This is a genomic window from Dasania sp. GY-MA-18 (assembly GCF_024734385.1).
GTDB lineage: Bacteria > Pseudomonadota > Gammaproteobacteria > Pseudomonadales > Dasaniaceae > Dasania > Dasania phycosphaerae.
Map to the genome: position 1 here is coordinate 71,016 of NZ_JANHAP010000001.1, position 22,514 is coordinate 93,529.

Genomic DNA, 22,514 nt, shown 5'->3' on the forward strand with positions numbered 1-22,514 from the left:
CCGTAACAACAGAGGCTAATTCATGTGCTCTGAAAATAATAATGGCCAAGCCCTTTCATTGCCCAGCCATAAACTTAAATCATGGGCCTCAGGTTTTGTACAGGGATGAGCATTGAGTTCTGAGGCTAGGGCAGCTGCCAGGGGAGGGAAATAAAGCACTAATTCACAGTGCAAGCTTTGCGATTCATGCCGCCTAAACACAGCCATCTCACTAGGGCTGCCCGCAGCGTCATAAGTTGCGATAAATAAAGTTTTTATTTTTTCTAAATTATCATCAGCCAGCAATGGATCACCAAGGTTTTTAAGAAACCAGCTACTCATAACAAGCTCTTAAACTCTATGACAATATGCTTAAAACCTGATCCCAATGAACCACTGCCAAACTATCAGACTTAAGCAATTAATAAACGCCTAAGCCTGAATCCAGATAAATTTACTGACTATCTTGAGCTGGGGCAGTCTCATCATCCCCCCAGATTTTCCACCATTTTTTACGGCCCTGACGCTCTTCCTGCCCTTTTTCAGAGCCTTTAGTGGCCTCATTTTGAACCTGCTCTGTTTTATCGCTCATGGATTTCTTTTTTTGTTGGGCCTTAGCTTTATTTTCATCCATATCGTCACTTATATCGTCGTCCATGCCCTCTTCAGCCTTGTCAGCTTTAGCTTTTTTGGCTTTATCCTTCTTGGCTTTTTTTTCTTTTTTCAGTTTATCTTTCTTCTCCGCCATCTCTTCTTCTAACTCATCGGCACCCTCATCCTTGGCCTGCATAGCTGCAGTATGTGCTGCTTTCTGCTCTGCTGTGGGTTTACCCTTGCCCGCCCATTCTGGCTTATCAGCAACAGCAGGCAATGAAATTAAAAGACTTACCATGGTAGTTAATAGTGTAATTTTCATAATAATCGCTCTTTTATGTTTGTTATTGTTGCGCCCTAATTTGCTACAGCTAACTGCAAACCCTCTTGGCAGTGTAGCTTAAATCACACCAATTTCCTCTAAGCGTGCTACCACTATATCAATGGCCTCGGCCATTTCATACTGCGAGGTATCTATACGCATCTCCGGATTTTCTGGCTCTTGATAAGGGTCGTCTATGCCGGTAAAGCCTTTTACCTTGCCCGCTCTAGCCATGGCATACAGGCCCTTACGGTCACGGCCTTCGCAAACCTCTATAGGGGTGGCAACATGTATCTCTATAAATGTGCCCACCCCCTCAATTAAATTACGCACACTGCGGCGCCCAGCAATATAGGGGGCTATAGGTGCACAAATGGCTACACCACCGTTTTTGGTAATCTCACTGGCCACATAACCTATACGCTGTATATTCAGTTCGCGATGCTCTTTAGAAAAGCTGAGCTCGCTGGATAGGTTTTTGCGTACCACATCACCGTCTAATAACGTGACATGCCTACCACCGCGTTCACGCAAACGTACCATCAAGCCATTAGCTAAGGTTGATTTACCCGAACCGGACAAGCCGGTAAAAAACACGGTAAAACCCTGCTTAGCCCGTGGCGGCATGGTGTGCTGTAACTCTTCAACAATTTCCGGAAAGGCAAACCAATCCGGCACTGGGTCGCCGCGCTTTAAAATTTCTCGCAGCTCTGCCCCCGAAATATACAAACCCTCTTCTCCGGGTAGCAGCTGGCCTTCTTCGCAAAATTCTTCACGCCCCTGGGCATAGAGTAAAAAAGGTGCCGACAATATTTTTATCCCCAGTTCCGCTTGATAAGACTGCACTAACTGCTGGGAGGCTTCCGGCTCATAAAAGGCACAACCCTCATCGTTTAAACCGGGGCCGGCATGATCATGGCCCACTATAAAATGAGTGAAGCCGTAGTTTTGCCGAATAATCGCCTGCCATAGCGCTTCACGGGGGCCAGCCATGCGCATACCCAACGGCAATAAACTTAATTGCGCCGAACCCTGAGGGTAACGTTTTAATACTTTTTCGTAGCAACGCACCCGGCAGTAGTGATCCAAGTCACCGGGCTTAGTCATACCTACTGCTGTATGAATAACAAAATTAGCATTGTTCTCGGCCATCAGGCGCTTAGTCATAATGACATGGGCGCGATGCATGGGGTTGCGGGTTTGCAAAGCTATGGCCTTAGACCACCCCCACTCAGCAAACTTTTTGCGCAGCGAGCGGGGGCTGTCACGGTATTGTTTAAAGTCATAATACAGTGGCGGTGTAACCCCCACTAAACTGCCCCCTACATAGTACTCACCAGCCTCAGCCTGTAAGTAATGCACCCCTGGGTGACAGTCTTTCTCACTGCCAAATACCGCTTGCGCTTCGCGGGCCTTGTCAGGCCGCCAGCAATCGCTAACCGTCATATTGGCTATCACCACCCCTTCGGCATCGCGCAGAGTAATGGTTTGCCCCGGGCTCAACTGCTGGGCAAAACTGGCGCTAACATCCAAGGTAATAGGCATGGGCCACAAAGTGCCATCGGCCAAGCACATGCTGTCCAGTACGGCGTTGTAATCCGCTTCATTCATAAAACCGTTTAGGGGCGAAAAAGCACCATTCAACAACAGCTCTATATCGCACATTTGGCGTTTGCTTAAATCCCAGGAGAGATTAGTTTTAGCCTGCTCTTTGGCGGCAACTAAAGCCTCACCTTGTGCATATAGGTCTAATAATTGGCCACCGTGAGCTGTGCCAGCTGGGATTACATCACTCATACATTATCCTTCTTTTTAGAGTGGCTAATTCTACGGATTTTTAAATTAAATGCAGCTATAGAAATAGTGCAGCTTAACAGCCACACGGCGCCGGACTTTTTGCTTATTTAACATACAAACCATTAATTCTAAGCCATCGCTATAGCCAAACCGCTGATTAGTGATTATATTGGCGACACAAAATAAGCTTTTACTTACTATAATCACAATAACCCCGGAGCTACTATGTCAGTTCTTAATTCCCGCTTTATCAAACAACTGGGCCTAACCGCCCTGAGCGCAGCCCTAGCCGCCTGCTCACCCGGCAGCCCGCCTGCCAGCCAGGCCAAAGCCGACCTAATCTTAAACAACGCCAAAGTCTATACCGTTGATGAGCAACAGCCCTGGGCTGAGGCCGTAGCCGTAAAAGATGGCAAGATAGTCTTTGTAGGGTCTAATCAGGAGGTACAGCAATGGGCCGGTGACAACACCCAACTACAAGACCTAGCTGGCAAGATGTTATTACCGGGCTTTATCGACTCTCACGCTCACCCCGCCGCCGGTGGCGCCTATGTGCGCAGCTTATCGCTAGACACCTACGCCACCCCCAAGGACTGGGTTAAAGCCGTAGCCGACTATGCAGCCGCCAACCCCGATGCCCCCGTACTGTTTGGCTATGGCTTTTTAGCCAGCGCCTTTGGGCCCGAAGGCCCCACTGCTGCGCAATTAGACAGCGTGGTTGCCGACCGCCCAGTATTTATCATGGATGAAGGTTTTCACGGTGGCTGGGCTAACAGCAAAGCCATGCAAGTGTTAGGCATCAATAAAAACACCCCCGACATCACCCCTGGCTTTAGCTATTACAAACGTGATGCCCAGGGCAACCCTACCGGCTACTTTCTGGAAGATGCCGCTTCGGCCGCCGTCGATGCGCTCAATATTATCAACCCCGATAGCGTAGCCCTAGGTACAGCTGATGTTTTCGATATTATGAACAGCTACGGCATTACCGCCGTATTTGATGCAGGCGCCCTAAGCATTGATGACATACAAATCGAAGTCTTAGACAAGCTCTATGAGCAAGGCGAATTTACCGTGCGCATGGTAGGCTCGCATGCGGCCATGACCCCAGAGTCCTATAACACCGCAATAGAAAAAACCGTAGCCAAACGAAACGCTAGCAAACGCCCCATGTACCATATCAATACCCTAAAAATTATGGATGACGGCACCATAGAAGGGCGCACTGCGGGGATGTTTGAAGACTACCAAGGCGAGCCCGGCAATAAAGGCACCCATGTATTTAGCCAGGCACAAATGGATCATATGGTCACCGAAGCCACCGCCAAAGATATAGACGTGCATATACACGCCTTAGGCGAACGTGCCATAGCCGATGCCTTAAACGCCATAGAAGCAGCCAAAAAAGCTCACCCCAATAGCAGCAGCCGCCATGCGATTTGCCATGTGCAAGTGATACGCGACCAAGAAATTAAACGCTTTGCGGAACTAGGGGTTACTGTGCAAAGCACCCCGCTATGGGCCTCTTACGATGACTTTGGCGAACAGTTTGTGAGTGCAGACCAATTTAACCGCTACTTCCGCTTTAACACCCTCAAAGAAGCCGGGGTAAAAATGGCCTTTGGCAGTGACTACCCCGCCACCGGCGCAGGCACCTTGGGCATGTCACCCTTATTTAATATAGAGATAGGCCATACTCGCCAAAGCGCTGGCGAGCCCAATGCCAAAATCCAGCCCAATATTAATGAGCGCCTGGATATAGCCACATTAATACGCGGCTACACCATTAACGGTGCCTACCAAATGCATATGGAAGATCAAATTGGCTCCATCAGCGTGGGCAAACTCGCGGACTTCGTAGTGCTGGCTGACAATATCTTTGAGGTTGACCCTTACCAGATACACAAAGTCGCGGTAAGCCAAACCTATTTAGGCGGTAAGCTAGTGTACTCACAGCCTTAGCCTTATACGGTAAAAACCCCATATACCATGCAGCCTTAGGGCTGCATTTTTGTTTGTGCTGAGAAAATAAAACCGCCCACAAGCTATAATCTTTAGTTATTATCCCCCAGTAAGAACAATATAAGTGGACTCCCTATGCTTCACTACCTATATTAGCTAATAAAACATTCACGCATAAAAATCTGCAAAACATAACTCTATGCCTAATCTCCCCAGCCAACCCATTTCCAATACGCTGTTTAACAAACTTCCGGGGGCGGCCTATCGCTGTAAAAATACACAGCAGCGCTGCATGATAGAAATTACCGACGGTATAGAAAACCTAACCGGCTACAAGGTTGACAGTTTTATTAATCAGCAACTGCCCCTGCACAGCCTCATACACCCCGACGATCAAGAGCCCAGCTGGCAAGAAATTCAACAAAAACTAAAACATCATAACGAATACGACATTGAATACCGCATCATTAATAAATCGGGCGAAATACATTATGTATGGGAGCACGGCGTAGGTATCTATCAACAGGGGCAACTTACCGAGCTAGTAGGTTTTATTAGCGACCTAACCCCCAAAACCAAACAACTAGAAAAAACCCAACAGCATCAGCAATTACTCTTATCCTTAGCCAGCAGCCCGCACCTTGCCCAAGGGGAGCTGATACCCTTTTGCGAAACACTTTCCGAACAATCGGCTATCACCCTAAATGTAGACAGAGTTGGCCTGTGGCTAATTAACGAACAAAACGATGGCATAGATTTAATCACCCTCTACCAAAAAAACACTCACAGTCACGCCACGAATGTGACGCTATATGAAAAAGATTACCCCGAATATTTTAAAGCCATACGCACAGGCAGGGGCATGGATATTAGCGACATCGCCCAAGACCCGCGCACCCAGGAGTTTCTTAAAGAATACGCCCCCGCCACAGGTGTAACCGCCATGTTAGACGTGAGCATACGGTTGGCAGGAGAGGTGATAGGTGTTATCTGCAATGAAGTGGTAGGCCACGCCCGACGCTGGGCAGTAGAAGATATAGCCCACGCCAATGAACTCGCCGACCTAACCGCGCAACTTATCGCCAATAAAAAACAAATAGAAATCGAAAATAAAATCATTGCAGCTAACGCCTCCAGCAAAGCTAAAAGCCAACTGTTAGCCACCATCAGCCATGAAATACGCACCCCCATGAATGGGGTATTAGGCATGGTAGAGCTGCTATACGCCACTCCATTAAGCCAAGAGCAAAAAAATTATTTAGATACTATTCGCGACTCCGGTAGTTTACTGCTCACCATAATTAACGATGTTTTAGACTATTCAAAACTCAATGCTGGCAAGCTGCAACTGCTAGCCACTGCCACCCCCGTTAAAGAATTATTCACCAGCGTGATCTGGCTACTCAAGCAAACCCATAACAAAAATGTTGAGCTTATATTAAAACAACAAGGCCCCCTACCAGAGCAACTCAACCTTGATAAACAGCGCCTAAAACAAGTGCTTATGAACCTAATCGCCAACGCACTTAAATTTACCGAGCGGGGCAATATTACCGTTAGCTATGGGCCTATAGATGACCAGCAATGGTTTTTTAGCGTAACTGATACCGGCATAGGCATAGACCCCATAGCCATACCCAAGCTTTTTGAACCCTTTGAGCAAGTTGTTCACCACGGCGAAGTCATAGAGGGCACAGGCTTAGGTCTATCCATCTGCAAAAATATCGTCAACCTTATGCAAGGCAGTATTAAAGCCAGCAGCGTACCCGGCAAAGGTACTGAGATTGTAGTGACGCTACCGCTAGAGCCAGCAGCAGACAACCAGCTGACCACAGCCACCCACACCACTACCGACAAACTGCAGGCAACTGCAACATCGCTAAAAGTCTTAATCGCCGACGATAATCCCACTAACCGCTTGGTTATTGAAGGCCTGCTCAAACAATGTGGCATTAAGCCCGACCTGTGCAGCAACGGCTTAGAAGCCATAGAAATGTTCCAGCACAATGATGGCCACTATGACCTCATTCTTATGGATTGCGACATGCCCATCATGGACGGCTTTACTGCCAGCAGGAAAATCAGGCAGCTTAGCAACAACGCTAAACAACCGCATATAGCAGCCCTAACCGCACATGCCTTAAGTGAGTTTCGCCAACAAGCCCAAGAGGCAGGCATGAATCACTACCTCACCAAACCCATCAACATTAGCGCTTTGAAAAAGCTTTTAGGCGATTTAAATAACCTAAGCTAAACCCTACTGCTATTGCCTAGCCAAGCCGCATTGCCGATAATGGCAGCCTATCCTCCAAGTTTTTAAAGGTGGCAAGATGGCCTCACTACAAGACCAACTACTCAAAGCAGGCATAGTCGATGCCAAAAAAGCCAAAAAAATTAAGCAAGAGCAACGCAAACAGGCTAAACAACAGCCCAAAGGTAGTGTACAAGTCGATGAGGCTAAGCAACTGGCCCAGCAAGCCCTAGCTGAAAAAGCCGCCAAGGCCAAAGCTTTAAATAAGCAACAGCAACAACAGGCCGAGAAAAAAGCCATACAGGCGCAAATTATTCAACTCATTAGCCGCCACCGCATAGATAGAGGTGACGGTGACATAGCCTACCAATTTACCGACGGCAAAAAAATCAAAAAACTCTATGTTACCGCCCTGTTGCAAACACAATTAAGTAACGGCTTAATCGCTATCGCGAAACTTAATGAAGGCTATGAGTTAGTACCCGCTGTAGTGGCAGATAAAATCAAACAACGGGACGAATCAGTTATCGTGCTAATCAATGACAAAAAAGACAGCATAGATGAAGACGACCCCTATGCCGATTATCAAATCCCCGACGATTTAATGTGGTAGTGCTGGTTTAATAGCTACCCTTTAAAACACAAAAATAGCTCATCATTTATACCGTTAGCGAAATATGGTCTATGCTCAAACTACCCTAACGTAGAGGAGCAGCTATGAAAGCGTCAGACCTAATGGTGAAATGCCTGGAAGAAGAAGGCATAGAATATATTTTTGGTGTACCCGGCGAAGAAAATGCCGACTTTATGATGTCGCTGGAACACTCCACCCAAATCCGCTTCATACTCACCCGCCATGAACAAGGCGCTGCCTTTATGGCCGAAATATACGGCCGTCTCACCGGCAACCCTGCCGGCTGCCTAGGCACTTTGGGGCCTGGTGCCACCAACTTAATTACCGGCGTTGCCGATTCCAATATGGATAGAGCCCCCATGCTGGTACTCACCGGCCAAGGCGCCTCTACCCGCCTGCATAAAGAATCCCATCAAGTAATGGACGTGGTGCATATGTTTGAGCCCGTCACCAAATGGGCCACCACGGTTTGGCACCCCGAAAACATACCCGAAATTATGCGTAAGGCGGTACGCCTGGCCCGCACCGAAAAACCCGGCGCCGTACATATAGAACTACCCGAAGACATCGCCAAGCTACCCTGCGACAAGCAGCCCTTACCGGTAAAAAAATTCCGCCGACCAGTACCCGCCGATAAAATTATGGACCAGGCCTTTGCCCGTATACAGCAAGCGAAAAACCCCATCATTATTGCCGGCAATGGCTGCATACGCCGCCGTGCCAGCAAGCAGTTACGGTTGCTGTGTGAAAAAACACAAATCGGCGTACTCAGCACCTTTATGGCCAAAGGCTGTGTCGATATGGATGCCCCCTACTGCCTTTACACCATAGGTTTAGGCGCAAAAGACATACCTGCCTGCGCCCTAGACGCGGCCGACTTAGTCATCACCCTAGGCTACGATATGGTGGAATACCACCCCAAGCTATGGAATAACGACCGCAGTAAAGACATCATACACATAGACTTTTTACCCGCCGAAATCGATGAAAACTACCACCCTCAAATCGAAGTGGTGGGCGATTTAGCTCACGCCCTGTGGATGCTTAACGAGCGTATTGACGCCCAGGGCTACAGCTTCGACACCGCACGCCAGCAAGCAGTACGCCGCGATATGACCGAAGAGTTAAACCGCTATGCCGAAGATGTGACCGAAGGCATAATCAAACCACAAAAAGCATTAAGCGACGCCCGCGCGGTAATGGGGCCAGAGGATATACTGCTATCCGATGTAGGCGCGCATAAAATGTGGATAGCCCGTCACTACCAATGCCACGAACCCAACACCTGCCTAATCCCCAACGGTTTTTGCTCTATGGGCTTTGCTCTACCCGGCGCGATTGCCGCCAGCTTGGTACACCCCGACCGCAATATTTTAGCTATTAGCGGCGACGGCGGTTTTATGATGAATGTACAAGAAATGGAAACCGCCCACAGACTCAACTGCAAACTCACCGTCATGGTTTGGGAAGACGGCGGCTACGGTTTAATTGCCTGGAAGCAAAGCAATGAATTTAAAAAACACACCGACCTATCCTTCACCAACCCCGACTGGTTGCAACTGGCCTCTGCCTTTAACTGGCACGGCCACCGAGTCAATAACAGCGCGGATTTAAAAAACACACTCGCCCAAGCCCTAGCCGAAGACGGCCCCAGCCTAGTGGTTATTCCCATAGACTACAGAGAAAATATGGCCTTAACCGAGCGTTTAGGGGAGATGACCTGCCCCATATAAAGTCACCGTAAAGCAAATACAGGCAGTACATTATTTGATGATCTTAGTTAGTGGAAAGCTACGAGGCTCTTAGCTTTCCATAATATGATTTCACTATTAGCTGCCTGTTTTCTTCACCGAAAAATCAGCATTCGCACGATGCCAGAGGGCTGAGGCGGGTGCTGTCGCGAAATATAAAAGGGCTGGCCGGGGTAGCGGATGAGACAGCGCAGCGTCTTAAGGCTCAGTAGCGGACACGGGCGTCTTTTTAGATAAAGGGGGGAGGGGCCAGACCATGTAGCGACAGCATCCGGCTCAGCCGTCGGCGTTAGTAAACTATTGTGTTGGCTTAAGTTGTTCTTGGCAAAAAAGAATCTTACCTATTGGCATAGTTAGATATTTTAAACCCGGCAATGGCAGAAGGCTGGCCATCAGGGCTAGTAAAGCTCACATTTAACAAAGGTTGCTCAAGCAATAAAAAAGCCCTTACCTAAGTAAGAGCTTTAGCATCGTTAAACAATACGGCTTTTGTGCAGCCGCAGCATTTAGCTATAAAGACTAACTAATATCTATCCAAGTGGATTTTAGCTCAGTGTAATCATCAAAGGCGTGTAAGGATTTATCACGGCCATTACCCGATTGCTTAAAGCCACCGAAGGGCACAGTAATATCGCCACCAAAATAATTATTCACCCATACCGAGCCCGCCTCAATTTCAGCGGCAACACGGTGGGCACGGCCCAAGTTGTTGGTCCAAATACCACAGGCCAAACCATAAATAGAATCATTGGCTATAGCCACCGCATCGGCTTCGTCTTTAAAGGGGATGGCAACTAACACAGGGCCAAACACCTCTTCTTGCGCAATTTGCATATTATTGCGCACGCCTTTAAAAATCGTCGGCTCGTAATAATAACCGCCCTCTACTACCTGCGCGGGCTTACCACCACAGACCAACTCAGCGCCTTCTTTGGTGGCTACATCCACATAGTATTCAACGGTATCGAATTGCTTTTTATCAATTAAAGCGCCCATTACCGTATTGGGGTCCAAGGGGTTGCCGGGCATATGGCCCTTGGCCGCCTCAGCTACCTTGGCAACAAACTCATCTATAATGGATTCTTCTACCAATAAGCGTGAACCGGCAGTACAGGTTTCACCTTGGTTATAAAAGATCGCCAGCGCTGCCATTTTCGCGGCTTTATCCAAGTCAGCGTCAGCAAACACAATATTGGGTGACTTGCCGCCCAGCTCTAAAAAAGTACGTTTTAAATTAGATTTGGCGGAATACTCCATCAGCATTTTGCCTACCGGTGTAGAGCCGGTAAAAGTTTGGCCATCTATATCCATATGTAAAGATAGCGCCTCACCCAAGCTGCCGCCGGGGCCAGGCAACACTTGCAACACACCATCAGGCAGACCAGCCTCTTTGGCTAAACCGGCTAAACGCAAGGCAGTTAGGGGAGTATTAGAAGCGGGTTTTAAAATCACCGAGTTGCCGGTCGCTAACGAGGGGCCTAGTTTCCAAGCGGTAGTGGCCAGCGGGAAATTCCACGGCACTATAGCCACCACCACCCCTAGGGGCATACGGGTTACTAGACCTAATTCACCGGGGCCGGTGGGAGCAATTTCGTCGTAGACCTTATCCACGGCCTCGCCATTCCAGCGCAAGGTATTTATCGCGCTAGCGGAATCTACATAAAGGGTGTCGGAGATAGGTTTGCCGCAATCTAAGCTTTCTAATAATGCCAGCTCTTGTTGATGCTCTTCTAACAAGTTGGCCCAGCGCACGATGACTTTTTTGCGCTCGGCGGGGGGCAGCTTAGACCATACCCCAGACTGATAAGCTTTACGTGCGCCAGCAATGGCCAGCTCGGCATCTTCGGGACCACAGCAGGCTATATCTGCTAGCTTTTGGCCATTGGCGGGGTTGATGTCGGCCGTGGTTTTGCCCGAAAGCGCATTTACGTATTCACCATTAATAAAAGCGCGGCCTTCGATGCTGAGTTCAGCGGCTCGTTGCTGCCAATCTGCCAGTGTTAGATCACTCATAAGCTTACCTATTTTATTGAATTTATTATTGAAGCATGTGCTACAAGCATGCAATACGGTTACTGCTAAGTGCTCAAAACTAGCACAGCCCTATAGCAGTAACAACACCCACAAGATGTTATTCAATAGTAGGAAAAACTCTGTTTACAACTACTTAAACTGGCTGATATCAACCTGCTTATCGGCGTGATAGGAAGATCGCACCATAGGGCCGCTGGCCACACTCTTAAAGCCCAACTGCTTGGCAATTTCACCAAACTCGTCAAACTCTTCGGGGGTGACAAAACGCTCTACCGCTAGGTGATCTTTACTGGGCTGTAGGTATTGGCCCATGGTAATCATATCCACATCGTGGGCGCGCATATCTTTCATCACTTGGATCAGCTCTTCGCGGCTTTCACCCAGGCCCAGCATCAAGCCCGACTTGGTGAGCACATCGGGGCAGCGCGCCTTGAAGTTTTTCAACAAGTCCAGCGACCACTGGTAATCAGAGCCGGGGCGTATTTTTTTATACAGGCTGGGTACCGACTCCAGGTTGTGGTTAAACACATCCGGCGGCTCATTAGCCAAAATATCCAATGCGATATCCATGCGGCCACGAAAATCAGGTACCAGCGCCTCAAAGCGTATGCCGGGGCAAGCAGCGCGGGTTTCGCGTATACAGTCGGCAAAATGCTGCGCACCACCATCGCGCAGGTCGTCGCGATCTACTGAGGTCACTACCACATACTTGAGCTGTAAATCGCCTATGGCGGCGGCTAGCTCTTTGGGCTCGTTTTCATCTAGGGCATTGGGGCGGCCATGGGCCACATCACAGAAGGGGCAGCGACGGGTGCAGATCTCACCCATAATCATAAAGGTGGCGGTGCCACCGCTAAAACATTCGCCTAGGTTGGGGCACATGGCCTCTTCGCAAACCGAAGCCAGCTTATGCTTGCGCAACAGGTTTTTAATACGGGTGACTTCTTTGCCTGCTGGCACTTTAGCCCGTATCCAGTCGGGTTTTTTCGGCATCACTTCGGTGGGTATGACTTTTACCGGGATGCGGGCAACCTTATCGGCACCCCGTAGTTTTTCACCCTGTACAACTTTTTTAACGGCCTTTTTAGGCGCTGCTGGCGACGCTGCCTTTTGAGCACTTGCCGCGGTATTGACTTCGTTTTGTTCTGACACGTTGCAACCACTAGTTAGATGAGAGAGTGCGGATACCACTCAAGAAAAATTGTCAGGCATTATACCCAAGATCGGCCATGAGTTCGCCCAATAACTGCTCGGCTATAGGTGCTACCGCCACCGGCTGGTTTAACTCTTGCGCCATGCTGGTAACCGCCATGCCCGCATAGCCACAGGGGTTAATACGGGCAAAGGGCTGCATATCCATATCAACATTAAGGCTGAGGCCGTGAAAACTGCGGCCCTTACTCACCCGCAAGCCCAGCTGGGCGATTTTAGCTCCCGAATCCACATACACCCCGGGCGCGTCAGCTCTAGGGTTAGCACTGATACCCTGCTTGGCCAAGACCTTGACTATGGCCTGCTCAATTACGGTTACTAACTGCCGGACACCTATGCCTAAGCGTTTGATATCTAAGAGTAAATACACCACCAGCTGGCCGGGGCCGTGGTAGGTAACCTGACCGCCCCTATCCACCTGTACTACCGGTATATCGCCGGGGGCCAGCACATGCTCAGCTTTGCCGGCCTGGCCTTGGGTAAATACGGGGTAATGCTGTAACAGCCAGATTTCGTCGGTACAGTCAGCACTGCGCTCTTGGGTGAAGGTTTTCATGGCCTGCCACACCGGCACATAATCGACTAGGCCTAAGTGCTTAACCACTAAAGCTTGGCTAGCAGTTACCGCAGCAGCCATTTATAAAACCATTTTGACGCGGCTAGATAATTTCAATTCAGCGTGTATGGCCTCTAATTGCGTTACCCCTTCAGCGGTAATGGTAATAGTCACTGATTGGAAAGTGCCTTTGCCGCTGGCCTTGACCGATACTGAGTCGTGATCCACTTCAGCATGTTTATTCATAAGTTCAACAACAAATTGCTGAAAGTCATCGGAGGCATCCCCCAGCACCTTGATGGGGTACTGGCAGGGAAACTCTATTTTGGGTTTTTGATCGTCGGGAATATCAGAAAAGTTCATCACCTAGCCCCTACTAAAACGCCAGTAATTGTTTAAAAAACAATACAATACCGGCCCACAGGCGCTTAAATAAGCCACCCTCTTCCACCGATTCTAAGGCCACTAGCGGCTCTTGCAATAGGGTTTCGCCCGCCAAACTTACCACTAGTTCACCGTAGACTTTGCCCTTGGTAACCGGTGCCTTAATCGTTTCATCTATATTGAGCACGGCTTTGATATTATCGTGCTGGCCGCGGGGGATGGTTAGATGTATGTCGCGGCTCACCCCTAGTTTTAAACTATCACTGTTGCCAGCCCAGACTTTGCTATCGGTTAACTCGGCACCGGCATCGTATAGCTGGTGGGTTTCAAAATAGCGAAAGCCGTAAGACAGCAACTTTTGCGTTTCACGCTCTCGGGCCGACTCACTGCTAGTACCCATGACCACCGAGATTAAACGCATATCATTGCGCTTAGCTGAAGTCACCAAACAATAACCCGCCTCGCTGGTGTGACCGGTTTTTAGGCCATCAACACTGGGGTCTTTAAACAATAGACGATTGCGATTGGTGGTACGTATATTGTTGTAGGTGTAATCGTGTTGGCTATACAAGGCATATGATTCAGGAAATTTTAAAATCGCCTGAGCCAGCTTAGCCAAGTCACGAGCCGTGGTGTAATGCTCGGGGTCGGGCAGGCCGTGGGCGTTTACAAAATGGGTGTTTTCCATGCCCAAAATTTGCGCATGCTGATTCATAACATCGGCAAAGGCCTGCTCACTGCCCGCCAAATGTTCGGCCACCGCCACACTGGCATCATTGCCCGATGAAATCACTATGCCCTTGTGCAGTTCACCTAAGGGCACCTGCTTACCCACTTCTATCCACATCAGCGAGGAGCCTGCAAACACGGGGTTTTGCGCCCAGGCGCGCTTGCTTATTAACACCATGTCGTCATTGTTAATATTGGGGTTATTTTTTAAATCGTAGGACAGCACATAGCTGGTCATCAGCTTGGTTAAACTGGCTGGCGGCAGACGTTCATCCGCATTGCTTTCGACTATGACCTTGCCACTGTTGGCGTCTATTAACAAATAGCCAGAGGCGGCAATTTGCGGCGGCGCGGGGATAATAGCTGGCGCGGCCAAACTTAAGGTGGTTAGAGTGAAGCTGGCAAAAAGAAAAGCAATATATCTCATAAGTATGTGTATAAACCCACTATATATGGTGAGGTGAATGAAGTAACAGGATGGTAACGGAACTCAACGTGTTGCGCTACTCGCTAATCAACCTGGGTGTGGCCAGCTGCTTGCTGCGCAGCTCGCTGTCTAGCTGCTCCACTTTGGCATAGTCGACAAAGGGGCCCAGCAATACGCGATAAAAGCCAGGCACCTCGCTGGTGATAACACTAGCCACCTGACCCGTTTCCTGGGTTAATTTATCGCGAAAGTTTTGTGCCGAGGCCAAGCTCTGAAACGAGCCCGCCTGCAAATAATAACGCTTTAGGCCTAAGTCGCCGGGCAGGCTCATAGGGTCTATGGCCTCTACCCGCAATCGGGCGGTGCCCTTTTGGGCGTAGCCCAGCTTAACCGCAGCGGCATAGGACAGGTCTATAATCCTATCCTCGTGAAAAGGTCCTCTATCATTGATGCGCACAATAATTTGCTTGCCGTTCTCCAAGTTGGTGACCTTGGCAAAACAGGGTATAGGCAAAGTTTTATGGGCAGCAGTGGCTTTGTACAGGCTGTATAACTCGCCATTAGAGGTGTTGCGGCCATGAAACTTGGTGCCATACCATGACCCTATGCCCTCTTCCACATAGCCTTTCACCCCCGGCAATAGGTGATAGGTTTTACCCAGCACCTTATAAGGGCTGCGATTACCCGCCGTGGTAATAGGCTCGCGCACCGGCACGGCATCACTGATTTGATCAGCGGTAAGCACTATGGGCGGAGCACTATCTTTGGCTTCAAAGACGCTACAAGCCGTTAACAACACGGCGATAACAGCAATAAAAATGACTTTCATGATTGCGCTTACTTAATGGATTCACTGAGTTGAAAAACAGCCATCGCATACAACTTGCTGTGGTTGTAACGGGTAATTACATAAAAGTTTTTAAAACCTATCCAGGCTTCATCACCCTGCTCGCCTTGTAAAATCATAGCCGTGGCCGGGCTATTAATATCGACATCAAAGCTGGGCTGAAAACCGCCAGCCTGTATATCCTGCAAACTATGTTGTGGTTTTAAGGATTGATTGGCCAAGTCGCGATCGGTTTTATCGTTAATAGTGGCGGTAACGGTAACGGCCTCACCGCTTTGCCAACCGTGTTTGCTAAAATAATTAGCGACACTGCCTATGGCATCGATGGGGTTATTAATAATGTCGGCAATACCGTCACCATCAAAATCCACCGCATAATGCCGGTAGCTGCTGGAGATAAACTGGCCAAAACCCATAGCGCCAGCATAAGACCCCATCAGCTCTTCGGCCTTAAAGCCCTGCTCTTTTACCAGTAATAAGTATTGCTCTAGCTCACTGGTAAAAAATTTGCTGCGCGGTGGGTAATCAAACGCCAAAGTGGCCAGTGCATCCAATACTCTATAACTACCTTTAAGCTGACCGTAGCGTGTCTCTACCCCGATAATAGCGGCAATAATATGGGCGGGCACACCAAACTGCAGCTCGGCTCTAGCCAGCGGCACTTTATATTGTTGTAAAAATTCACGGCCCTGGGCTATGCGGCGCTCATCTAAAAAGATTTTACGGTAATCTTTCCACGTTAATACTTTTTCGGCGGGGCGCGAGATTGCATCTAAGATGGCTTGCTTGCGTTCAGCCCTGGCCAATAAACCGCTGACATAAGCCGTATCAAAACCGTGCTCGCTAGCCATACGCTGGACAAAAGCTTGCGCTTGCTCATGGCTTTGGTAGCTAGCTTGTAAGCCCGTACTTAAGCACAAAGCCAGTGCCGCCACTGCACTTTTAAACCCAGTTTTGTTAGTCAATTTTTTACCCACGTTTAACCTCTACACATCAACAAGCTATGCATTAAAATATTTTTTACTGCTTGCCGCTCTCCGTAGCCGCCAGCATAACATAGCAGCCCTGCGCAAATAGGAACTAGTTTAAACTTTAACGCATCGTTTATTGCTGACATGGCTTAGCCCGTTTAAAAACTAAAATTTTATTGATCAATAATGCGTTTTTCAGTGCTAATAGCCATCAGTAAACCAAAGCCCACCATCAGACTCACTATGGAAGTACCGCCCTGGCTCACCAAGGGCAAAGGCACCCCCACTACCGGCAACAAACCCGATACCATACCCATATTGACAAACACATAAACAAAAAAAGTCAGGGTAATACTGCCCGCCAATAAACGGCCAAAACAGTGCTGGGCTTTATAGCCTATCCACAGCCCCCTACCAATAATCAGCAAATACAAAGCCATTAATACCAGCACACCTTTTAGACCTAACTCTTCGGCCAATACGGCAATAATAAAATCGGTGTGACTTTCGGGTAAAAAGTCTAATTGTGACTGGGTGCCATTCAGCCAACCCTTGCCCTCAAAGCCGCCAGAACCTATGGCGGTTTTAGACTGAATAATATTCCAGCCAGCCCCCAGCTTATCGCTTTCGGGATTGAGCATGGTCAGTATGCGCTGCTTTTGATAACCGTGTAACACATAGTGCCACATGGGGTAAGCGGCCATTAAAACCAAGCCCAGAGCGCTGGCAATATACGACCAAGGTATACCCGCTAAAAACAGCACAAATAAACCCGAGGCGGCAATTAATATAGAAGTACCTAAGTCGGGCTGTTTAGCAATCAATAAAGTGGGGACAAAAACAATCACTAAGCTGACAATAACATGGCGAAAACTCGGCGGTAATACCCGCTTAGAAAAATACCAGGCCACCGCCATAGGCAGTACCACCTTCATTAACTCTGAGGGTTGAAAGCGAAAGCCCCCCAAACTTAACCAGCGTTGCGCACCTTTAGCACCCACACCAATAAAGGGCACTAAAATCAGTAATATCACACAAGCCACATAGGCGGGCGGCGCTAAGCGTTTAATACGCTCCACATCAAACTGGGCAATAAAAAACATCACCGCATAGGCCAAGAGAAAAAAGCGGCTCTGTTTATAAATAACCGAAATATCCTGACCGCTGGCACTGTATAAAACAAACAAGCCGCCGCCGGTAAGCAGCATCAGTAAAAACAGCAGCGGTAAATCTATATGTAAACGCTGCCAAATACTGTTGCGGCGTGCCAGCTGCGAGCCGGTATTGGGCATTTGCCGCACGAAGTCACTATGACTCATTTGCCACCTCTGTAGCCGCAACGTTAAACACTGGGCTGCTGGATTCTTTATTCAACATATCTTGATCGATTAACCAAGCATCAAATACTTTTCTTACCACCGCGGCAGCTCTGCTACTTTTTTCACCATTTTCTATGATCACAGCCACGACTATTTTGGGTTTATCGACAGGCGCAAAGCCTACAAATAAGGCGTGGTCGCGCTGCCGTTTTAAAATTTGCTCGGCATCATACTCCGCCCCCTGGGCTATACCTATTACCTGTGAGGTACCGGTTTTTCCCGCCATACTAAAACGGGCGCCGCGGCGTATGCTGTGTGCCGAACCACGTCGACTATCAATAACCTGCGCCATGGCCTGTATTACCGACTGCCAGTGTTGGGCCTGCACCTCTATATAAGGTTTGGCCACAGGAGGCAAAGCCTGCTCTGCTTGCTGACGCAATAAACGCGGCACAAAGTTATCGCCACGGTTGGCCACCGCTGAAAAAGCCGAAGCCAATTGCAGGGGGGTTACCAGCATATAACCCTGACCTATACCTACGTTTAAAGTTTCACCGGGGAACCAAGGCAGGCGTTTCATTTGTCGCTTCCAGGTTCTGGACGGTAATAAACCATCGCGTTCGTTAGTGTTGTCTATCTCTACTTTGCTACCCAGGCCAAAAGGTTGGGCAAAATCATGCATGCGATCTATGCCCAGCTGGTAGGCCAAGTCCCAAAAATAAGTATCACAGGATTCTGCGATGGCCTGTTCTAATTGCACATGTTCACCATGACCACGGCGACGGGTTTTCCAGGTCCAGTCGCGGTATAGGCGATCATCATTAGGCAGCTGATACCAGCCGGGGTCGCGCACTTTGGTCTGCGGCGTCACCACCTTGTGATGTAAACCCGCCAAACCGAAAATAGGCTTAACCGTAGAGCCCGGAGGATATTGGCCTTGTAGCGCTCGGTTAAATAGCGGCAGGTCTAAGGAGTCACGCAGCTGCGAGTAATCTTTGTTACTAATGCCGTTAACAAATAAATTGGGATCAAAACTAGGCGTACTGACCATGGCAATAACACCGCCATTACTGGGGTCTATAGCCACTACCGCACCGCGCTCGCCCGCTAAAGCATCGTGCGCCACCTTTTGTACATGGGCGTCCAGGTGTAAATAAATATCGGCGCCGGGCTCTGGGTCTTGCCGCTCTAATACCCGCAGTACCCGGCCGCGAGCATTGGTTTCTACGTTTTGATAACCCACTTTACCGTGTAGCAACTCTTCGTAGTATTTTTCTAGGCCTATTTTGCCTATGTACTGGCTGCCACTGTAGTTAACCTCATCGATCACCGCCTGTTCGCGCTCACTGATACGCCCCACATAACCCAGCACATGAGCAAAATATTCGCCTTGAGGGTAGTAGCGGCTTAGCCGCGCATCCACATCTACCCCGGGCAGCCTATAGCGATTTACCGCTATGGCGGCAATTTCCTGCTCGCTGAGCTGTGTTTTTAAGGTAATCGCCTGATAGGCGCGACGGCGGCTGAGTAGCTGCTTAAACTTTTCTATATGCTCGTCGTTGAGCTCTACAATGGTTTGCAACGTGGCCAGGGTTTGTTCTAAATCCCCCACCTGCTCTTTAACCACGGTGAGTTCGTAGCTGGGAATATTTTCGGCTAGCAATACGCCATTGCGATCATAGATTAGGCCGCGCTTAGGGGGGATGGCCTGCAGCTGTACGCGGTTGCGGTCGGACTGGGTGCGATAAATATCGTGATCCAATACCTGCAGTGAAAAATAACGCCACACCAGCAATAGCAATAGCGCGCTCACACCTAATAGCACCACCACTAACCTGGCGGCATAGAGTCGCTTTTCGGTGTAAGGGTCTTTAATGCTAACGCGTGGTGACATGCACTACAGCCAAGGTTGTTATTGTTATGTTCATGAACGAATTAAAACAATTAGCGATGATAGGGGTGATTACAATTGATCGTCCAAGCCCTATAAAGTTGCTCAGCTAATAATATACGCACCAAAGGGTGAGGCATAGTTAAGGCCGATAAAGACCATTTTTTTTGTGCCAAGGCCAAACATTCCGGTGCCAAGCCATCGGGGCCGCCTATCAATAAACTAATATTATTGCCGCTAAGCTGCCATTCGCTTAGCTCTACGGCCAGTTTTTCGGTACTCCAGGGCTTGCCTAAAACATCCAGCGCCACCACGGTATCGCCTTTGCCTATAGCCGCCAGCATTTGCTGGCCTTCGCTTTGTATGGCGCGCTGTATATCGGCGCCCTTACCGCGCTTGCCCAGGGGCAGCTCTTTAAACTCTAATTTAAGCTCAGGCGGCAGGCGCTTTTGGTACTCATGCACGCCCTGCTCTACCCAGCCGGGCATTTTAGTGCCCACGGCGATTACCCGTAAGCGCATTAGGCGGGCACAGACCAGAGTTTTTCCAACTCATAAAAGTTGCGCGCTTCTTCTAACATCACGTGTACAACCACGTCGCCAAAATCTACCAGCACCCACTCGGAGCCGCTATCGCCCTCTACACTCAAGGCTTGCAGGCCTTGTTTTTTTAACTCGGTGTAAACATTGTCGGCTAGGGATTTAACATGGCGATTAGAACTGCCGGTGCACACCAACATATAGTCGGTAACGCTGGTTAAGCCTTTTACGTCTAGGGTGACGATGTCTTTACCCTTGAGGTCGTCCAAGGCTTCAAAAGCGGCGTCTTTAAGGGTTTCGGCGGTAAACTTCATGGTTTTTCATTTCCTGTGCTAAGGCTAAGCAGTGTGGCTAATGCTCACTCGCTGCGGTACAGCTGATGCTGCTCTATGTAATTTAATACCGGCTCAGGCAGGGCCTGGCTGGGTCGTTTACCCTCCCTAAATGCCTGCCGTATCGCGGTGGCAGAAATCGGGTATGGGGTCAGTGTTTGTAATAATAGCTGCCCTGCGGGCTGTTGTAGCAAGACGGCCACCGTCTCAACTTGATGTGCGGCGAGTAGCTCTGCCACTGGCCCCTGAGTCGGTAGTGTAGCCTCTGGCCTGGCCATCACTATGATATGGGCGTAATCCAACAGCTCCTGCCAGCGATGCCAAGTGTCTAAATGACAAAAAGCATCTACCCCCATGACCCAACACAATACGGCATGCTCGCCATATTCGCGGCGTAGTTCGATTAGGGTATCGATGGTATAGGACAACTGATCGCGTTGCAGTTCACGACCATCCACGCTCAAGCCAGGCTTACCCGCTATAGCCAGCTCTACCATGGCTAGGCGCTGTTGGCTGCTAACCCCGGGGGTAGCACGGTGTGGTGGCCTATGGCAGGGGATAAACCTAAACTCATCGGCCGCCAATACAGCTTTTAGCTCCTGCGCTGAAAGCAAGTGGCCATTGTGTATGGGGTCGAAGGTGCCGCCCAATAACGCGATTACCGGCGGCTTAGTCAAAACGTTGGACTCGCAGGGCATTATTGACGTATATGGCCATCACCAAAAACTACGTATTTTTGTGAGGTGAGGCCTTCTAAGCCCACCGGCCCACGAGCGTGAATTTTGTCGGTGGAGATACCTATCTCCGCCCCTAGGCCGTACTCAAAACCGTCGGCAAAACGCGTGGAGGCATTAATCATCACCGAGCTGGAGTCTACCTCGCGCATAAAGCGACGGCCCTTGCTGTAATTTTCGGTGACTATAGAGTCGGTGTGCTGGGAGCTGTAGCGGTTGATATGCGCTATGGCCTCATCAAGATCGGCCACTATTTTTATCGCCAAAATAGGGGCTAGATATTCTGTGCGCCAGTCCTCTTCGCTGGCAGCCAAGGCCTGGGGCAGTATTGCTAGGGTTTGTTCACAGCCACGCAACTCCACCTCTTTTTGCTGATAACCCTGAGCGAGCAGCGGCAGTATTTCTTCAGCCACAGCGCTGTGTACCAATAAGGTTTCCATGGTGTTACAGGTGCCGTAGCGGTGCGTTTTAGAGTTCATGGCGATGTTATAGGCCTTATCTAAATCGGCCTGCTCATCGATATACACATGGCAAATACCATCTAAGTGCTTAATAACAGTCACTTTGGCATCGCGGGATATACGCTCGATTAAGCCTTTGCCACCACGGGGTACCACCACGTCTACAAATTCGGTCATGGTGATTAGCTCGCCTACGGCGGCTCTATCGGTGGTAGTGATGACTTGCACTGCGGTTTCCGGTAGGCCGGCTGCGGCTAAGCCCTGCTTAATGCAAGCAGCTATAGCTTGGTTAGAGGCTATGGCCTCAGAGCCACCGCGCAAAATGGTGGCATTGCCCGATTTAATGCATAGGCTGGCTGCCTCTACAGTCACATTGGGGCGCGACTCATAAATAATGCCTATCACACCTAAAGGCACGCGCATTTTACCCACTTGTATGCCTGAGGGGCGGAAGCTCACGTCTGTCATTTCACCCACTGGGTCTGCCAGGGTGGCCACTTGTTGCAAGCCCTCTATCATGGCGTCTATGCGCTCGGGGGTCAGTTCTAATCTATCCAATAAGGCGGCATCTAGCTGATTGCTGCGGCCGTTCTCCATATCAATGGCATTAGCGGCTAATAGGCTATCGCGGGCACTGGCCAGTGCTTTAGCGGTAGCCAGCAGAGCGCGATTTTTTGCCCCGGTATCGGCTGCGGCCATAGCGCGCGAGGCTGCCCGCGCTTGCTGACCCAACTCAGCCATATATGACTTTACGTCCATTCTTTACTCAACCTGTGTTTTTTACTGCG

General features: G+C 49.3%; 20 protein-coding genes. 4 read left to right on the plus strand and 16 right to left on the minus strand.

All coding sequences use genetic code 11. The features are described from left to right. Positions 1-15 precede the first annotated feature (15 nt). From NO559_RS00330 to NO559_RS00340, 3 genes are all read right to left on the minus strand, one after another. The gene (locus NO559_RS00330; RefSeq protein WP_258329773.1) at positions 16-321 is read right to left on the minus strand and encodes a hypothetical protein; all 306 of its coding nucleotides are present in this window, start codon (positions 319-321) and stop codon (positions 16-18) included. A 112-nt stretch (positions 322-433) separates the two neighbouring features. Then, a complete protein-coding gene (locus tag NO559_RS00335) occupies positions 434-895 on the minus strand; it encodes a hypothetical protein (RefSeq protein WP_258329774.1) in 462 nt (153 codons plus the stop codon). Between the two features lie 78 nt (positions 896-973). Then, positions 974-2,692 (minus strand): bifunctional sulfate adenylyltransferase/adenylylsulfate kinase, encoded by a 1,719-nt coding sequence (locus NO559_RS00340; RefSeq protein WP_258329775.1) that lies wholly within the window; start codon positions 2,690-2,692, stop codon positions 974-976. Between the two features lie 225 nt (positions 2,693-2,917). On the opposite strand from NO559_RS00340, the gene NO559_RS00345 reads away from it, so the two are divergent. From NO559_RS00345 to NO559_RS00360, 4 genes are all read left to right on the plus strand, one after another. After that, a complete protein-coding gene (locus NO559_RS00345) occupies positions 2,918-4,654 on the plus strand; it encodes an amidohydrolase (protein ID WP_258329776.1) in 1,737 nt (578 codons plus the stop codon). A 199-nt stretch (positions 4,655-4,853) separates the two neighbouring features. Continuing rightward, the gene (locus NO559_RS00350; RefSeq protein ID WP_258329777.1) at positions 4,854-6,908 is read left to right on the plus strand and encodes an ATP-binding protein; all 2,055 of its coding nucleotides are present in this window, start codon (positions 4,854-4,856) and stop codon (positions 6,906-6,908) included. A 76-nt stretch (positions 6,909-6,984) separates the two neighbouring features. After that, the gene (locus NO559_RS00355; protein WP_258329778.1) at positions 6,985-7,518 is read left to right on the plus strand and encodes a DUF2058 domain-containing protein; all 534 of its coding nucleotides are present in this window, start codon (positions 6,985-6,987) and stop codon (positions 7,516-7,518) included. 104 nt (positions 7,519-7,622) lie between these two features. Continuing rightward, on the plus strand, positions 7,623-9,272 hold the full coding sequence (locus NO559_RS00360; RefSeq protein ID WP_258329779.1) for an acetolactate synthase large subunit: 1,650 nt from the start codon (positions 7,623-7,625) through the stop codon (positions 9,270-9,272). Positions 9,273-9,809: 537 nt separating this feature from the next. Here NO559_RS00360 and NO559_RS00365 read toward each other — a convergent pair. From NO559_RS00365 to NO559_RS00425, 13 genes are all read right to left on the minus strand, one after another. Beyond that, positions 9,810-11,303 (minus strand): aldehyde dehydrogenase, encoded by a 1,494-nt coding sequence (locus NO559_RS00365; protein WP_258329780.1) that lies wholly within the window; start codon positions 11,301-11,303, stop codon positions 9,810-9,812. Positions 11,304-11,453: 150 nt separating this feature from the next. Further along, positions 11,454-12,476 carry a lipoyl synthase gene (gene lipA / locus NO559_RS00370; RefSeq protein ID WP_258329781.1) on the minus strand — a complete coding sequence of 341 codons (1,023 nt, stop codon included), beginning with the start codon at positions 12,474-12,476 and terminating at the stop codon, positions 11,454-11,456. Between the two features lie 52 nt (positions 12,477-12,528). Beyond that, the gene (gene lipB, locus NO559_RS00375) at positions 12,529-13,173 is read right to left on the minus strand and encodes a lipoyl(octanoyl) transferase LipB (protein WP_258329782.1); all 645 of its coding nucleotides are present in this window, start codon (positions 13,171-13,173) and stop codon (positions 12,529-12,531) included. Next, positions 13,174-13,455, minus strand: coding sequence for a YbeD family protein (locus tag NO559_RS00380; RefSeq protein WP_258329783.1), 282 nt, complete (start codon positions 13,453-13,455; stop codon positions 13,174-13,176). Between the two features lie 13 nt (positions 13,456-13,468). After that, the gene (locus NO559_RS00385; protein ID WP_258329784.1) at positions 13,469-14,632 is read right to left on the minus strand and encodes a D-alanyl-D-alanine carboxypeptidase family protein; all 1,164 of its coding nucleotides are present in this window, start codon (positions 14,630-14,632) and stop codon (positions 13,469-13,471) included. 76 nt (positions 14,633-14,708) lie between these two features. Further along, positions 14,709-15,461 (minus strand): septal ring lytic transglycosylase RlpA family protein, encoded by a 753-nt coding sequence (locus NO559_RS00390; RefSeq protein ID WP_309149043.1) that lies wholly within the window; start codon positions 15,459-15,461, stop codon positions 14,709-14,711. Between the two features lie 8 nt (positions 15,462-15,469). Further along, positions 15,470-16,444 (minus strand): lytic murein transglycosylase B, encoded by a 975-nt coding sequence (gene mltB, locus NO559_RS00395; RefSeq protein WP_258329785.1) that lies wholly within the window; start codon positions 16,442-16,444, stop codon positions 15,470-15,472. 179 nt (positions 16,445-16,623) lie between these two features. Further along, positions 16,624-17,769 (minus strand): rod shape-determining protein RodA, encoded by a 1,146-nt coding sequence (rodA, locus tag NO559_RS00400; RefSeq protein WP_258329786.1) that lies wholly within the window; start codon positions 17,767-17,769, stop codon positions 16,624-16,626. Beyond that, positions 17,759-19,663 (minus strand): penicillin-binding protein 2, encoded by a 1,905-nt coding sequence (gene mrdA, locus NO559_RS00405; protein WP_258329787.1) that lies wholly within the window; start codon positions 19,661-19,663, stop codon positions 17,759-17,761. Before mrdA ends, rodA begins: the two co-directional genes overlap by 11 nt. A 50-nt stretch (positions 19,664-19,713) precedes the next feature. Beyond that, positions 19,714-20,181 carry a 23S rRNA (pseudouridine(1915)-N(3))-methyltransferase RlmH gene (rlmH, locus tag NO559_RS00410; protein ID WP_258329788.1) on the minus strand — a complete coding sequence of 156 codons (468 nt, stop codon included), beginning with the start codon at positions 20,179-20,181 and terminating at the stop codon, positions 19,714-19,716. Further along, positions 20,181-20,513: a ribosome silencing factor gene (gene rsfS / locus NO559_RS00415; RefSeq protein ID WP_258329789.1), complete on the minus strand. Its 333-nt coding sequence runs from the start codon at positions 20,511-20,513 to the stop codon at positions 20,181-20,183. Before rsfS ends, rlmH begins: the two co-directional genes overlap by 1 nt. A gap of 44 nt (positions 20,514-20,557) precedes the next feature. Next, the gene (gene nadD, locus NO559_RS00420) at positions 20,558-21,208 is read right to left on the minus strand and encodes a nicotinate-nucleotide adenylyltransferase (RefSeq protein WP_258329790.1); all 651 of its coding nucleotides are present in this window, start codon (positions 21,206-21,208) and stop codon (positions 20,558-20,560) included. Between the two features lie 20 nt (positions 21,209-21,228). Next, entirely contained in the window at positions 21,229-22,485 is a 1,257-nt protein-coding gene (locus tag NO559_RS00425) for a glutamate-5-semialdehyde dehydrogenase (protein ID WP_258329792.1), read from the minus strand. Positions 22,486-22,514 lie beyond the last annotated feature (29 nt).